This is a genomic window from Agromyces sp. Soil535, assembly GCF_001428255.1.
Classification (GTDB): Bacteria; Actinomycetota; Actinomycetes; order Actinomycetales; family Microbacteriaceae; genus Agromyces.
The window spans coordinates 1-13768 of the sequence record NZ_LMRW01000003.1 but is presented as its reverse complement, the minus strand read 5'-3'; the positions used below and the strand labels follow the sequence as shown (position 1 = coordinate 13768).

At 68.1% G+C, this 13768-nt stretch carries 15 protein-coding genes and 1 pseudogene; 9 read left to right on the top strand and 7 right to left on the bottom strand.

What is annotated here, in order from left to right; all coding sequences use genetic code 11:
* Positions 1–24 precede the first annotated feature (24 nt).
* Positions 25–1362, top strand: coding sequence for a sugar ABC transporter substrate-binding protein (locus ASG80_RS04325; RefSeq protein ID WP_056728904.1), 1338 nt, complete (start codon positions 25–27; stop codon positions 1360–1362).
* Positions 1363–1452: 90 nt separating this feature from the next.
* Positions 1453–3216, top strand: a complete 1764-nt coding sequence (locus ASG80_RS04320) for a beta-galactosidase family protein (protein WP_056728902.1) — start codon at positions 1453–1455, stop codon at positions 3214–3216.
* 29 nt (positions 3217–3245) lie between these two features.
* Here ASG80_RS04320 and ASG80_RS04315 read toward each other — a convergent pair whose 3' ends face one another.
* Together ASG80_RS04315 and ASG80_RS04310 are read right to left on the bottom strand one after the other, a co-directional pair.
* Positions 3246–3863 carry a dihydrofolate reductase family protein gene (locus ASG80_RS04315; protein WP_056728899.1) on the bottom strand — a complete coding sequence of 206 codons (618 nt, stop codon included), beginning with the start codon at positions 3861–3863 and terminating at the stop codon, positions 3246–3248.
* 123 nt (positions 3864–3986) lie between these two features.
* Complete coding sequence (locus ASG80_RS04310) at positions 3987–5039, bottom strand: isopenicillin N synthase family oxygenase (protein WP_235508163.1); 1053 nt, start codon at positions 5037–5039, stop codon at positions 3987–3989.
* 106 nt (positions 5040–5145) lie between these two features.
* Between ASG80_RS04310 and ASG80_RS04305 the strand changes: the two genes are divergently transcribed.
* Positions 5146–5757: a helix-turn-helix domain-containing protein gene (locus ASG80_RS04305; RefSeq protein ID WP_162256594.1), complete on the top strand. Its 612-nt coding sequence runs from the start codon at positions 5146–5148 to the stop codon at positions 5755–5757.
* A 34-nt stretch (positions 5758–5791) separates the two neighbouring features.
* The gene (locus tag ASG80_RS04300; protein ID WP_162256593.1) at positions 5792–6916 is read left to right on the top strand and encodes an ROK family protein; all 1125 of its coding nucleotides are present in this window, start codon (positions 5792–5794) and stop codon (positions 6914–6916) included.
* 26 nt (positions 6917–6942) lie between these two features.
* Here ASG80_RS04300 and ASG80_RS04295 read toward each other — a convergent pair whose 3' ends face one another.
* Entirely contained in the window at positions 6943–7395 is a 453-nt protein-coding gene (locus ASG80_RS04295; protein ID WP_056728891.1) for an Lrp/AsnC family transcriptional regulator, read from the bottom strand.
* Positions 7396–7520: 125 nt separating this feature from the next.
* On the opposite strand from ASG80_RS04295, the gene ASG80_RS04290 reads away from it, so the two are divergent.
* The 3 genes and pseudogenes from ASG80_RS04290 (at position 7521) to ASG80_RS04285 (ending at position 9369) form a co-directional block, all read left to right on the top strand.
* Entirely contained in the window at positions 7521–8150 is a 630-nt protein-coding gene (locus ASG80_RS04290) for a LysE family translocator (RefSeq protein ID WP_235508187.1), read from the top strand.
* Positions 8151–8165: 15 nt separating this feature from the next.
* Positions 8166–8480: pseudogene (locus ASG80_RS24845) on the top strand (3-methyl-2-oxobutanoate hydroxymethyltransferase); the annotation flags it as partial.
* Positions 8481–8574: 94 nt separating this feature from the next.
* Entirely contained in the window at positions 8575–9369 is a 795-nt protein-coding gene (locus ASG80_RS04285; protein ID WP_056728888.1) for a thioesterase family protein, read from the top strand.
* 519 nt (positions 9370–9888) lie between these two features.
* Here ASG80_RS04285 and ASG80_RS04280 read toward each other — a convergent pair.
* Positions 9889–10230 (bottom strand): YciI family protein, encoded by a 342-nt coding sequence (locus tag ASG80_RS04280; protein ID WP_056729174.1) that lies wholly within the window; start codon positions 10228–10230, stop codon positions 9889–9891.
* A gap of 347 nt (positions 10231–10577) precedes the next feature.
* Between ASG80_RS04280 and ASG80_RS04275 the strand changes: the two genes are divergently transcribed.
* Positions 10578–11042, top strand: a complete 465-nt coding sequence (locus ASG80_RS04275) for a hypothetical protein (RefSeq protein WP_056728887.1) — start codon at positions 10578–10580, stop codon at positions 11040–11042.
* A 149-nt stretch (positions 11043–11191) separates the two neighbouring features.
* Here ASG80_RS04275 and ASG80_RS04270 read toward each other — a convergent pair whose 3' ends face one another.
* A complete protein-coding gene (locus ASG80_RS04270) occupies positions 11192–11482 on the bottom strand; it encodes a hypothetical protein (protein WP_056729173.1) in 291 nt (96 codons plus the stop codon).
* Positions 11483–11766: 284 nt separating this feature from the next.
* On the opposite strand from ASG80_RS04270, the gene arfB reads away from it, so the two are divergent.
* Positions 11767–12195, top strand: coding sequence for an alternative ribosome rescue aminoacyl-tRNA hydrolase ArfB (gene arfB, locus ASG80_RS22770; protein ID WP_082589755.1), 429 nt, complete (start codon positions 11767–11769; stop codon positions 12193–12195).
* Between the two features lie 313 nt (positions 12196–12508).
* Here arfB and ASG80_RS04265 read toward each other — a convergent pair whose 3' ends face one another.
* Positions 12509–12775, bottom strand: a complete 267-nt coding sequence (locus ASG80_RS04265) for a hypothetical protein (protein WP_056728885.1) — start codon at positions 12773–12775, stop codon at positions 12509–12511.
* Positions 12776–13108: 333 nt separating this feature from the next.
* Positions 13109–13483: an MmcQ/YjbR family DNA-binding protein gene (locus ASG80_RS04255; RefSeq protein ID WP_056728882.1), complete on the bottom strand. Its 375-nt coding sequence runs from the start codon at positions 13481–13483 to the stop codon at positions 13109–13111.
* Positions 13484–13768 lie beyond the last annotated feature (285 nt).

Genomic DNA, 13768 nt, shown 5'->3' with positions numbered 1-13768 from the left:
CAACGAAGTGAAGGGAAGCATCACATGACCATCGCCCGTACCGCCCTTCGGCGGACCCTGACGGTCGCCGCGACCGCCGCACTCGCGGTCGGCTCGCTCGCCGCCTGTTCAGCAGCCGGAGGCACCGAGAGCGGCAGCACCACCGACCTCGACGCCGCGCTCGAGGCCGGCGGCAAGATCACCTACTGGAGCTGGACCCCGAGCGCCGAGGCCCAGGTCGCCGCGTTCGAGGAGGAATACCCGAACGTCGACGTCGAGCTGGTGAACGCCGGCACCAACACCGAGGAGTACACGAAGCTCCAGAACGCGATCAAGGCCGGCTCGGGTGCGCCCGATGTCGTGCAGATCGAGTACTACGCCATCCCCCAGTTCGCGCTCTCCGACTCGCTCGCCGACCTCACCGAGTTCGGCCTCGACGAGCTGGAAGACCAGTACAGCGCCTCGACTTGGGGCGCCGTGAACGTCGACGGCAAGCTCGTCGGCCTGCCGCAGGACTCCGGCCCCATGGCGCTGTTCTACAACAAGGCCGTGTTCGACCAGAACGGCATCACCGTGCCGACCACGTGGGACGAGTACGTTCAGGCCGCCCGTGACCTGCACACCGCCGACCCGACGAAGTACATCACCTCCGACACCGGCGACGCCGGCTTCACGACGAGCATGATCTGGCAGGCCGGCGGCCGTCCGTTCCAGATCGACGGCACCGACATCACGGTGGACCTCGCCGACGAAGGCACGCAGAAGTGGACCGGCGTCTGGAACCAGCTCGTCGAGGAGGACCTGCTCTCGACCACCCCCGGGTGGAGCGACGAGTGGTTCAAGGGCCTCGCCGACGGGTCGATCGCGTCGCTCGTCACCGGCGCCTGGATGCCCGGCGTGCTCGAGTCCAGCGTCGCGGATGCCGCGGGCGACTGGGCCGTCGCGCCGATCCCGACCTACGACGGCACCCCGGTGAGCGCCGAGAACGGCGGTGGCGGACAGTCCGTCACGACGCAGAGCAAGAACCCGGCGCTCGCCGCCGCGTTCCTCCGCTGGCTGAACAGCGACCCCGCGTCGATCGAGATCTTCCTCGAGAGCGGCGGCTTCCCGTCGACCACGGCCGACCTCGAGGACCCCGAGTTCGTCGGCTCCGAGTCGGAGTACTTCGGCGGCCAGAAGATCAACGAGGTGCTCACGCAGGCCTCGAAGGACGTGGCATCCGGCTGGTCGTACCTGCCCTACCAGGTGTACGCGAACAGCATCTTCGGCGACACTGTCGGCCAGTCCTACGCGAACAAGGTCGACCTCAACGAGGGTCTCGCCGACTGGCAGAGCAAGCTCGTCGAGTACGGCAACGAGCAGGGCTTCACGGTCAGCGAGTAGCCCCGCAGCACCGCAACGAGGCCGGTCGGGCGCTCCCGGCCGGCCTCGTTCGTCCAGAACCTCTCCGACAGATCAGAACCACCAGAACGGATGCCCGTGACCGCCCACTCCCGCTTCGCCATCGGCACGACCGACTTCGAGCTCGACGGGCGGCCGCACCGCATCCTCGCGGGTGCGCTGCACTACTTCCGCGTGCACCCCGACCTGTGGGCCGACCGCATCCGCAAAGCCCGGCTCATGGGGCTCAACACCATCGAGACCTACGTCGCGTGGAACGCGCACGAACCGCGGCGCGGCGACTGGCGCGCCGACGACGGACTCGACCTGGGCCGGTTCCTCGACCTCGTGGCCGCCGAGGGCATGCACGCGATCGTGCGGCCGGGGCCGTACATCTGCGCCGAGTGGGACAACGGCGGGCTGCCCGCGTGGCTGTTCCGCGATCCCGACGTGGGCGTGCGCCGCTCCGAGCCGCGCTACCTGGCCGCGGTGAGCGAGTACCTGCGCCGCGTCTACGACATCGTCGCGCCCCGGCAGATCGACGCGGGCGGGCCCGTGATCCTCGTGCAGATCGAGAACGAGTACGGGGCCTACGGGGCCGACAAGGACTACCTCGCCGAGCTCGTGCGAGTGACGCGCGACGCCGGCATCACCGTGCCCCTCACCACGATCGACCAGCCGACGCCGCAGATGCTCGCCGATGGCAGCCTGCCGGGGCTGCACCTCACGGCGTCGTTCGGCTCGCGCGCCGCCGAGCGGTTCGCGACGTTGCGCGAGTTCCAGCCGACCGGCCCGCTCATGTGCATGGAGTTCTGGTGCGGGTGGTTCGACGACTGGGGGTCGCACCATCACACGACGGATGCCGCGGCATCCGCTGCGGAGCTCGACGCGCTGCTCGCCGCTGGCGGCTCGGTCAACGTGTACATGTTCCACGGCGGCACCAACTTCGGGCTCACCAACGGCGCGAACGACAAGGGACGGTACGCGCCGATCACGACGAGCTACGACTACGACGCCCCGCTCGACGAGAGCGGGCACCCGACGGCGAAGTACTGGGCGTTCCGCGACATGATCGCGAAGTACGCCGACGTGCCCGACGAGGTGCCCGGCGAGCGTCCGGACGCACCGCAGCTCGTCGCCCCGCTCGATGTCGGTCCCGCGCTGCTCGAGGTCGCAGCGCGCCTCGGCGACGAGACCCGCCACGACCGCGTGCCGACATTCGACGAGCTCGGCCACGACCGCGGCATCGTGCTGTTCGCCACTCGGCTCCGCCGCGGCGGCACGGGCGTGCTCACCGTGGGCGAGGAAGTGCGCGACCGCGCATGGGTGCTGCTCGACGGCGTGCCGGTGGGCGTGCTGTCGCGCGACGCGCACGAGCGATCCGTCGTGCTGACCGAGACCCGCGGCGAGCTCGTGATCCTCGTCGAGGACCAGGGCCGCGTCGATTACGGCTCGCGGATCGGCGAGCGCAAGGGCCTCATCGGCGGCGTCGCACTCGACGGCGTCGAGCTCACGGACTGGTCCGTGCGGCCCGTCGACCTCGACCGCGTGCCCGAGCTCGCCTCGCACGGTCGAGCCGAGGGCCTGCCCGCCGGCCCCACGCTCGCGCGGGGCGAGTTGCGGCTCGACGAGCCTGCCGACCTCTTCCTCGACACGCTGCACTGGGGCAAGGGCCTCGTGTGGGTGAACGGATTCCTGCTCGGTCGCTATTGGCGGCGCGGCCCCCAGCGCACGCTCATCGTCCCGGCGCCGGTCACGCGTGCGGGTGCGAACGAGGTCGTGGTGCTCGAGTTCGAGGCGATGGCGGCAGAGGTCCGCACGCTCGCCGGGCCCGACCTGGGCCACACCGAGATCTGACGGGCGCGCCCAGCCGCAGGCGTCGCCCGCTACGCCTGCTGCTGCGAGATGTCGACGCCCGTGATCGGCGCGCCCGCGCGCTCGTAGACGAGCGAGATCGCCCCCTTCGGGAACGCCTTGGGCGGCTCCGCGAATCGGAACGCCGCCGGCACGCCGGTGCCGTCTGCGAAGAGCCGCTTGCCCGATCCGAACGTGAGCGGGTAGAGGTAGAGGTTCAGCCGGTCGACGAGGTCGGCCTCGAGCAGCGACCGCGCGAGGTCACCGCTGCCGATGACGTGGATGTCGTCGAACCGGTCCTTCAATGCGGCCACCTCCGTGACATCCGACAGCGCCGTGGCGCCCTCCCACGCCGGGTCGGTCAGCGAGCGCGACACGACGAACTTCGGCAGGGCGTTGAACGTCACCGCGATCGGGTCGTCGCCCTGGTTCGGCCAGTACGCCGCGAAGATGTCGTAGGTCTTGCGACCGAGCAGCAGCGCGTCCATACGGTCGATGCCGGCGCCGATCGCCTCACCGGTCTCGTCGTCGAAGTACGCCCCCTGCCAGCCGCCGAACTCGAAGCCGCCCTCGCGGTCCTCGTCGGGACCGCCCGGTGCCTGGTACACCCCGTCGAGGGTGATGAAGAGGTCGACCGAGATGATTCCCATGATGTGCTCCTTCGCGTGAACGGCGACCGGATGCCGCCTCACCGTGTGCGTCGAACGGGATCGTGCGGAATCGACATCCACTCATGCCACGCTAGCGACGGAGGCCGCGCCGGTCGAGGGCGATCAGGAGCTGCTGGCGAGCACTCGCTCCGCCTCGCGTTCCGTATCGGCCGTGTTGTTCACGAGCCCTCGGGAACCCCGGAGCTTCGCCTCGATGTGCTCGCCGATCGTGATCGGACCGTAGAGCTCGGTCTCGCCCTCTGCGACGCACCCCGGCAGCGTGGAGATCACCGCGTCGACATTGCCGTCGAAGAAGTACGCCGCCGAGCGGCGTCGCTTGATGCGACCGTCGATCACGGGCGGCTTCACACGGTGCAGCGTCGACTTCCAGCGCTCGTTCGTCCACCGCGCCGTCACGTCGCCGAGGTTCACGAGCAGGGCGCCGGGCAGGGGTGAGACATCGTTCCAGCCGCCGTCGGCATCCAGAACCTGGAGGCCCTTCACGTCGTCCGCCCAGAGCAGCGTCACGATGCCGAAGTCGGTGTGCTCGCCCATGCCGATGAGATCGCCGTCCAGTTCGACCCGCTCGCCCTCGGGCAGGGCGTAGTTGTTCATGCGCAGCACGTTGAGGGAGTGGTCGGTGTAGGCGTCGAAGTACCCGACGGGCAGGCCGAGTGCGTCGGCGAAGATCCGCATCATGACCTTCGCGACGGCGGTCGCGTGCGACATCCACAGCTCCACGTCGTCGCGGAAGGTGTCGGCCTCGGCGGGCCAGATGTTCTCGGAGTACATGTCGGGATCGACGTTCGCGTGTGCGTAATCGGCGGCCGTCGCACCCACGTTGAACGCCTCGAAGAAGTCGTTCATGCGTTCGGCCTTCTCGACGCCGAGGCTGAGGCTGAGCCGTTCGGACTTCGGCGGGCTGTACCCGCGGTTGACGCCGGCCGGGGCGCGGTGCCGCTTCTTCACGTCGAGCGGCAATTCGAAGAACCGATCGCTCGCGCGTCCGAGGCGCGCCCATGCCTCGAGGGGGATGCCGTGACCGAGGATCTGCATGAAGCCGACGGTGCGGGCCGTGTCATCGATGCGGCGAGCGACGTCGGCTCGCTCGACGTCGGTGCCGCCGATGACGTAGGGGGCGATGTCGATCGCCGGGACTTGGAATGCAGCGCTCACGCCGGTCTCCCTCGGTGTTCGGATAGGTTCGACCTGTTCCATGTCCCGATTCCGGGCCAAGTGATAGGTATTGGTTATCAGTATGGTTGGCGATCCCGCTGCTCGGGTGAACACGGTGTTACAGGATCCGGATGCCGCAGCCGACGTCAGTGCGGCGGTCGGCCGGGCCATCCGTGAGGCGCGCCAAGCCGCAGGACTCTCGATGCGCGCGCTCGCGCGCATGGCCGAGATGAGCCAGCCGTTCCTGAGCCACGTCGAGAAGGGAACGGCGAGCCCATCGCTGTCCAGCCTGTACCGGCTCGCCCACGCGCTCGGACTGCCGCCGAGCGAACTCATGCCCACCGTCGGCGCGCCGCGCGACGTGAACGTGCTGCGGCGCGGGGAGGGTCGCGAGCTGCCGGTCTCGGAGGCGCCCGGGGCCGCGTACGGACGCCTCCTCTCCGCCGGCGCCGGTCACGTGCTCGAGGTGGTGGAATACCGCGTCGCTTCCGGTGCCGACCTCGGCGATTGGTTCGAGTCCGACGGTGAGATGACCGTCTACGTCGCAGACGGCACGATCGAGGTCACCCTCGAGGGCCAGGGCTCCTGGCAGCTCGGCGCCGGCGAGGCGATCAGCCACCCGGCCGACATCCGGCACCGTTGGGCCGTGGTGGGCGACGGGCCGGCCCGGGTGCTGCTCTCCGTCGCGCACGCCCGACCCGCTTCAGCGCCCCGGTAGGCTGAGCGGCGCGATGCGGGAGAGGGGGAGCGGCGTGCGGGCAGTCGATCCCACGGCGATGCGCGAGCTGAACTCCTCGCTGACGCTCCGTTCGCTGTACCTCGCGAGCGCGCCGCTCACGATGACCGAGCTGAACCGCGCGACCGGGCTGTCGCGCCGGACCATCGAACTGATCCTCGCCGACCTCGTCGCCGAAGGCTGGGTCGAGCCGATCGAGCCCGGTCCCGCGACGGGCGCGGGGCGCCCGCCGAGGCTCTACGAGTTCCGCCCGGAGCGCGCGCTCGTCGGCGCCGTGCAGATCGACACCCATTCGACCGAGGCGATCGTGGCGGACCTCGGCGGCACGGTGCTCGGCCGTTCGCGCCGTACGCTCACGAACTCGACGAATCCCGACCTCACGCTCGCCGAGGCCAGGGCCGCGCTCCTCGCAGCGGCCGACGAGTCGAGCACGCCAGTGGAGGCCTTCCGCGCCGTCGGTGTGGCGACCGGTGGTGCGGTCGACGACGACGGAACAGTCGTCACGCTCGTCCATGCACCCCGCTGGGCGGGCGTCCGGGCGGGGGAGGGGCTCGGGCTTCCCGCCGGCGTCCACGTCATCGTCGACAACGACGCCAACCTCGCCGCGCTGGCCGAGCGCGCGCTCGGCGTCGCGAACGATTACGAGAGCTTCACCTGGCTGTTCGCCGGCAACCGCACGGGCTCGGGAATCATCATCGACGGTCGAATCCACCGTGGTTTCCGCGGGGCGGCGGGCGAGATCGTCGAGGCGAACCTCCTCGGCACGCAGGCGATGGAACAGAACCGGTTCGGCCTGCTCACGTCGCCCGACCCGGTGGAGCGGGCGGTCGGCGACGCGGTCGCCGAGGGCGTGCGCCGCGGGGAGCCCGAGGCGATCGCGGAGCTCGACGCCTTCGTCGCGCCGTTCGCACAGCTGCTCGCGGTGTTCGCGTGGACGATCGCGCCGCCCCTCATCGTGGTGGGCGGCGGCCTCGAAGCCGGTGCCGACGTGCTCATCCCGAGACTGCGGACCGCCCTCGAGGCGGCGGGTGCGCCCGCGATGGAGCTGCGCGCCTCCGCCCTCGGCCGCGGAGGCATGCTGCAAGGGGCCCTGCGCGTCGCGATCATGAGCGTCGAGAGGGAGCTCTTCGGCTCCGCGTGAAGCGAGTCGGCAGATTCCCGCGGGTTTCAGAGCGGAAGGGGCCGGTCCTCGACGACGCTCTTCATGACCAGGGTGGAACTGAGGCGTTGGACGCCGGGGAGCGTGGCGATGCGTTCGTCGTAGAGCTTCTGGAAGGACGGGAGGTCCTTGGCGATGATGCGGAGCAGGTAGTCGGGGTCACCGAAGAGTCGTTGCGCCTGCAGGATGTGAGAGATGTCGGCGACGGCCTGCTCGAACGCGTCGACGGTCTCGCGGTCGGCGGCCCTCATGGTGACGAACACGAGCGTCTCGAAGCCCAGCCCGAGCACGTGCGGATCGAGGTGGGCGCGATAGGTGCTGATCACTCCGTCCTGCTCGAGGGCCTTCAGCCGTCTGTGGCATGGGGAGACGCTGAGCCGTACCCGCTCGGCGAGCTCGGTGACCGTAAGTCGCCCGTCCATCTGCAGTTCGGCAAGAATCCGCCGGTCAACATCGTCCATGCGAACATTCTTCCCCCAAAGCGACGACTCGGCGGGAAGATCTGGGAACACCTTCCGTCGGATCGCGCATAGCCTCTCTGCGGGCCGTGAACGATCGACATCCGGGAGGTGGAACGGCCGTGCAGATGAGCTCACTCGCCGCATTCTGGGTGCTCTCGTTCCTCTTCGTGATCACGCCAGGAGCAGACTGGGCCTATGCGATCTCGGCGGGCCTGCGCGGTCGGGTCACACCGGCGATCGTCGGCATGTTGTTCGGGCACTTGGCGGCCACCGCCGTCGTCGCAGCCGGGGTCGGCACCCTCCTTGCCGGAGCACCGGTTGCGTTGACCGTGCTCACGGTCGCCGGCGCTACGTACCTGGTCTGGCTCGGCGTCGGCACGCTTCGCAAGCCGTCTGCACCCATCGCCGGCGAAGATCCTGCTGCGAGGTCATGGGCGCGTTGGGCGGCGAAGGGGGCCGGGGTGAGCGGGCTGAACCCGAAGGTGTTCCTGCTGTTCCTGGCGCTGCTGCCGCAGTTCACGGATCCGAGCGCGAGCTGGCCGCTGTGGTGGCAGATCGGCGTCCTCGGGTCCGTGCACACGGCAAGCTGCGCGGTGGTCTACACGATCGTCGGCGTCGGTGCCCGGACGGTGCTGGGCGCCCGGCCGCGAGCGGCGAGGATAGTGACGCGACTCTCGGGTGCGGCGATGATCGGTATCGGCGCGTTCCTGCTGGTGGAGCAGCTGATCCACGTCACGCGGCCGGCCGGAGCCTAGGAACCGAGGAAGCATATGAGCGAGCAACCGGCACCCCACGTGGGCGACGACGGGTCGGCGTCGACCCGGAAGCGGGTCCGCGTGCATCACCTGCAGGAGATGAAGCAGGGCGGGCAGAGGTGGGCGATGCTGACCGCGTACGACATGTACACCGCCCGCACGTTCGACGAGGCCGGCATCCCGGTGATCACGACAGCCATCGGCATCCCTACCGTGGGAATCGGCGCGGGTCCAGGCTGCGACGCGCAGGTGCTTGTCTGGCAGAACATGGCCGGGCTGCGCACCGGCCGGCTTCCGCGCTTCGTGAAGCAGTATGCCGACCTGCACGGCACACTCACGAACGCGGCGAAGGAATACGCTGCCGAGGTCGAGGCCGGCACCTTCCCCGCACCAGAGCACACCTTCCAACCACGAGAGCAGGACGATGGCCGCACCGGGCTACTACTTCGAGCGAGTCGACGAACACCGCTTCCAACCGACGAACCATGCCGGCGGCGGGTGGGACCCGACCGAGCTGCACTTCAGCCCACTCGGTGGCCTCATCGTCCATGCAGTGGAACAGCACATGGCCGGCCGCTCGGAGTCCGGCTTGCTACTCGGCCGAATCAGCTTCGACATCCTCGGGCGCCTCGGCCTGGAGGAATGCGAGATCACGGTCGACACCGCACGCCGGGGCCTGACCATCGAGCTCATCACCGCAACCGTGCGCATCGCCGGCCGAACCGTCGTCCACGCTCACGCCTGGTACCTGACCACGGTGGACACGACCGCTGTCGCCGGCGGCGGGTCAGGCCCGCTGCCCCCACCGGACACGCTCCCGTCGTGGCCGATGACCTCCATCTGGCCCGGCGGATTCGTTGCGTCCCTGGACGTGCGCCCGATCGCCCCACCGGAACCCGGCCACACCGTCGCGTGGGTGACGACCGACATCGAGCTCGTCGACGGCGAGGACGTGAGCGCCCTCGCGGCCTTCATCGCGCTCGTCGACATCGCGAACGGCCTCGCCGCCCGGGAGACCCCCACCGAATGGATGTACCCCAACACCGACCTGACCATCCACCTCCACCGACAGCCACACGGACACTGGGTCGGCCTGGACACCACGGTGGTCTTCGGCCCCACCGGTCAAGGCGTCACCAGCACCACGCTTCACGACGGCTCCGGCCCAGTCGGCTACGCACACCAGATCCTCACGGTCCGACCCGCACCGCCACGGTGATTGCGGCACGGTACAAGTACCCGTGGAATTGGACAGGTTGCACCCGGTGCACGCTACGCCCAGGGGGTCGACGGCTTGGACTCCGTTCTTCGCGAACACTTCGGCGCGGAAATCGAGGAGCTGTTCGACGAGACGGACTTCCGGGAGGAACCCCGGCGGCCGGATGAGATCGTGACTGCTGAGCAGGAACTCTTCGATCGCATTCGGTATCACCGGTCGCTCCAGCAGGAGTACCGACTGGAAGACGCCGCATGCGAACGGAAAGCTCTCCGCTTTCCGCTGGGTTCTCGGGAGCGAGTGGGACTTCCTCGACACTTGACGCCGCCAGGCGCTCGCGCGCCGCAGTTACGCGGTTATACACGGATGACGATGCGCATCTGACGCGTGGTTACCCGATGAAGGCCAGCGGCATCCCCAGGTCTTCCCGTTCCTAGTCGCGCCGCGGAACATGGGATGGCGTTGGGGCGAGGAGTGGATCTGGTCGAAGCCGCACGCGATACCCAGCGAGTTCGAGGGCCGTCAGCTGGCGGGGTCGTACTGGAACGCGCGCACCTCCTGCGCGCATCGGCAGGCAACCGCGATCTTCGCGGCCCATTCCAGTGCCGCCTCGCGAGAGGGCAGCTCCAGCACCGTGTAGCCGCCTTCGAGTTGCTTCGTCTGCGTGTACGTGCCCTCGGTCACGGTCTCATCGCCATCGACCATGACAGGCGGAATGCTCTCGTCGATGCCGCCGCCGAACACCCAAACCCCGGCGTCCTTCGCCTCCTGCACGACCACGTGCGACGCATCCGAGACTGCCTGCAGATCATCGTCGGGAAAGACCATGGCGGCACTCGGGAACGAGATCAGGTACTTCGTCATCGCGTCGACTCCTTCTTCGCGCCACAGGGACCGGACCATCCTCACCGATGCGGCTGAGCTGCGCATCAGACTCNGGAACGAGATCAGGTACTTCGTCATCGCGTCGACTCCTTCTTCGCGCCACAGGGACCGGACCATCCTCACCGATGCGGCTGAGCTGCGCATCAGACTCGGCGGTCCCACAGCGAGACCGGGCCTGCTCGAGGATCCTCGATAGCGCAGGCCCGGCTCGAGGCGTCGATTGCTCCGCGATCGCCGCGTCGATCAGTTGTCGAGAAGTGCTATGGGGGCCCAGGTCAGTACATTGGATCCATTGCCACACCCGCGGGGCTGGAAGGACGCTAGGAATGTCGTACGTCGTTGACTTCACCAACGTGTCGCCGATCGGCCTGGAGTCATCTTCGGTCGCCAATTCACTTGCGGGACTCCGCGCGAACGAGGCGCGCTACTTCAAGAACAAGTACGACCACGTCTTCACCGTCAAGCCTGCGAGCCAAGCGAAGGAGACGATCGACTGGGTGCACGGCATCCTGAAGGAAGAACGCGACATCGTCATCGCCTCCCCTCCGCTGGAAGCCACCGAGTTCGAGGTTGAGGGAATCCGGATGGCATACATCTTCTATGCCAGCGGCCTCTCGATCAACGTGATGTACACCCTCGACGATGTAGGTAAGCGCGCCGTCGGATTCAAGCTGTCCGACGGAATGGAGATCCCGGAAGAACTCGCCACAAGGTTCAAGTTTGCGCGCCAGAAATCAAAGCTCGCCGGCACCATCCGTGGCTCGTACTTCACGATCAAGAACCCGCACTGACCCTCGTTGTGAGACGCCCATACGGCGGCTCACCCCCCAAATGTCGCGTGCTGTAATTGCCCTCTAGGGTCCGGTTGTCACTGGACGTCCGCAGGAGGATCGTCATCCGGCGCCGGGCGGCGGGGCGCCGGATGACGATCCGTGCACGCTCAGGTTTGTTGCGCGTAGTGGCGCACTCTGTTGTCCCGTTCCACAAGGTACCTATCGTCTTCGGGATAGAACACGGCGCGCTCAAGATCCGGACCGGCGAATTCGGCGATGGCTTCGAGTGATTCCCACCGAGAGACGGTGGTGACCTCGGTGCGACCGTCACCAAGGTCGCGGGTGAGGAGCCACGCGTCGAGGTTGCCCTTCGTCGCCCGATAGGCATCCATCCCTGTGCGTTCGATGTAGTTCACGTACGCGTCCCGGTCTTCCGTGCGCACGACGCCCGTCCACATGCGCACCACCGCTCGTTGCTCAGTCATGAACCCAGAATGCTCCCGTCACTCGCACGAGATCACGCGTTTCCTGCCAGGCATCGGCACCCGACCGACATCATCGCCGCGCTGCTATTAGCGGATGAGGGATACCAATCAGGGATCCGTCTGTGGGCGCATCTCGAGCGCAAGAGGATGATGGATCCATGCCCGCTGCCCACCGTCCCGGTCTTCGGGTCGACTCCGGACTCACGATCCCCGAGTCTGAGCTGTCTTGGCGGTTCTCNCAAGAGGATGATGGATCCATGCCCGCTGCCCACCGTCCCGGTCTTCGGGTCGACTCCGGACTCACGATCCCCGAGTCTGAGCTGTCTTGGCGGTTCTCGCGGTCATCCGGTCCCGGCGGGCAAGGTGTGAACACTGCCGACTCCCGAGCGGAACTCGTCTGGGATGTGGCAGGCTCGGCCGTCCTCTCTCCGCTCCAGCGGGAGCGACTCCTCGAGCGTCTGAGCAGTCGCGTTGTCGACGGAGTACTGACGATCACAGCATCCGAGCACCGCGCGCAATTGCGCAACAGGAATGCTGCGCGCGCTCGGCTAGCCGCCGTCGTGGCCGACGCTCTGCGGCCGCCGTCACCGTCGCGACGACCGACGAGTCCGAGTCGCGGTGCCAAGGAAAGGCGCTTGGAAGCGAAGAAGCGGCGCACCGACGTCAAGCGGGGACTTTCCGGATGANCAACAGGAATGCTGCGCGCGCTCGGCTAGCCGCCGTCGTGGCCGACGCTCTGCGGCCGCCGTCACCGTCGCGACGACCGACGAGTCCGAGTCGCGGTGTCAAGGAAAGGCGCTTGGAAGCGAAGAAGCGGCGCACCGACGTCAAGCGACTGCGTCGCCCACCCCACGACTGACCACCGAGGTGGCACCCCTGGACGGGAGGACGCCGTCGACCTGAGCGGGGCTTCGCCCGTTTGGGATCGAGTTGCGGGATGGACGGCCGGGTGGTCGGCCGACGACGACCATCAGGCATCGGCAACACCCGCCATTTCGTTCAGCCGTCAAGCAGCTCGGTGAGGGCTTGGGCTGCACCCTGGGTGGCGGCCATCTTGGTCTCGGCCTGGAAAACGGCGTAACACCGCGATGCTCGGTCGACGGCCAGTACAGTCCACGGACCGGCGCCATCCTCGCCGCTCAACTCGATGTACAGGCGTGCCCGGTCGTGCTCGACGCGAAGGCGGTGCGCTTCGTTGCCGTCTTCGTGCAGGATGCGGCGATGCTCGGGGTCGGCTACGAAGGACGTCCATCGCCTTCCACGCATCTCCTAAGGTAACCACAGACAGATCCGCAGAGAGTCGAGCCGCTCGGGGATCCAGCTCCGCATCGTCGTCTCGTTGATTCCGGGGCAACTCACCGACCTCCTCATGAGCAGCGCGCTGCGAGAGATATCGCCCTCGACGGCGCACAGCCACCTGCAGCTTCNCGTCGTCTCGTTGATTCCGGGGCAACTCACCGACCTCCTCATGAGCAGCGCGCTGCGAGAGATATCGCCCTCGACGGCGCACAGCCACCTGCAGCTTCCTGCTCATCCAGCCAGGGAACACCACTAACGCGGACATTCTCATTTGAGGCACGCGCACCCGTTCCCGGGACATCACCCGTCGGTCCCGACGATCCCGTCTTCCTCCAGGACCCGGCGGGCCAGGGCCGGAGGGGCGACCATCGTGTACGAGGTCCGTACCCATTCGGTGACCTGCACCCAGTCGGGCGCCGCGCCGAGATGGATCGACACCCAGCCGTGCCGGCCGAGTCCATAGCCGGTCGGCTCGGCCCCGGACACGGTTGCCACGACGGCCGCGGCTTCCTCCTTTGGCAGCTTCACGCTGATCCCGGTGGCGTCCCGATCCGTGAACACGAAATTCTTCGTGCGAACCCGGAACGTGGGCTCGCCGTCCCACCTCTCGATGTCCACTCGCGTCGATTCGGGCAGGGCGAGGGCTATGGCTTCGAGCCGTTCCATGTTCCCCATGCCACCAGTCTCTGGTCGGAGCGGGCCCGACGGAAGCGCACGGTTTGCTGAAGGGGTTGGGCGATCTCGAGCAGGGACCGGCGCCACGCAGCATCCGCAACTCGCTCTTCGAGGCAAAGGCCTATACGCCGCCGGAGGTTGCACGACACCGGCCATGACGACCTCGCCGCCCTCCACGCCGACCTCGGACAGGCACTGGACCGTCAACGGCTGACCGATTCGACCACACGAGGCGGCGTCATGCGCAGGTGCGCTCAGCGCGCCCGGCGCATCGCCTGCACGCCG

Bases quoted from the DNA above. Each gene is read 5' to 3' on its own strand.
- ASG80_RS04325 (WP_056728904.1), top strand. From the start codon at position 25: ATGACCATCGCCCGTACCGCCCTTCGGCGGACCCTGACGGTCGCCGCG.
- ASG80_RS04320 (WP_056728902.1), top strand. From the start codon at position 1,453: ATGCCCGTGACCGCCCACTCCCGCTTCGCCATCGGCACGACCGACTTC.
- ASG80_RS04315 (WP_056728899.1), bottom strand. From the start codon at position 3,863: ATGGGAATCATCTCGGTCGACCTCTTCATCACCCTCGACGGGGTGTAC.
- ASG80_RS04295 (WP_056728891.1), bottom strand. From the start codon at position 7,395: ATGGACGATGTTGACCGGCGGATTCTTGCCGAACTGCAGATGGACGGG.
- ASG80_RS04290 (WP_235508187.1), top strand. From the start codon at position 7,521: ATGAGCTCACTCGCCGCATTCTGGGTGCTCTCGTTCCTCTTCGTGATC.
- ASG80_RS04285 (WP_056728888.1), top strand. From the start codon at position 8,575: ATGGCCGCACCGGGCTACTACTTCGAGCGAGTCGACGAACACCGCTTC.
- ASG80_RS04280 (WP_056729174.1), bottom strand. From the start codon at position 10,230: ATGACGAAGTACCTGATCTCGTTCCCGAGTGCCGCCATGGTCTTTCCC.
- ASG80_RS04275 (WP_056728887.1), top strand. From the start codon at position 10,578: ATGTCGTACGTCGTTGACTTCACCAACGTGTCGCCGATCGGCCTGGAG.
- ASG80_RS04270 (WP_056729173.1), bottom strand. From the start codon at position 11,482: ATGTGGACGGGCGTCGTGCGCACGGAAGACCGGGACGCGTACGTGAAC.
- arfB (WP_082589755.1), top strand. From the start codon at position 11,767: ATGCCCGCTGCCCACCGTCCCGGTCTTCGGGTCGACTCCGGACTCACG.
- ASG80_RS04265 (WP_056728885.1), bottom strand. From the start codon at position 12,775: ATGCGTGGAAGGCGATGGACGTCCTTCGTAGCCGACCCCGAGCATCGC.
- ASG80_RS04255 (WP_056728882.1), bottom strand. From the start codon at position 13,483: ATGGGGAACATGGAACGGCTCGAAGCCATAGCCCTCGCCCTGCCCGAA.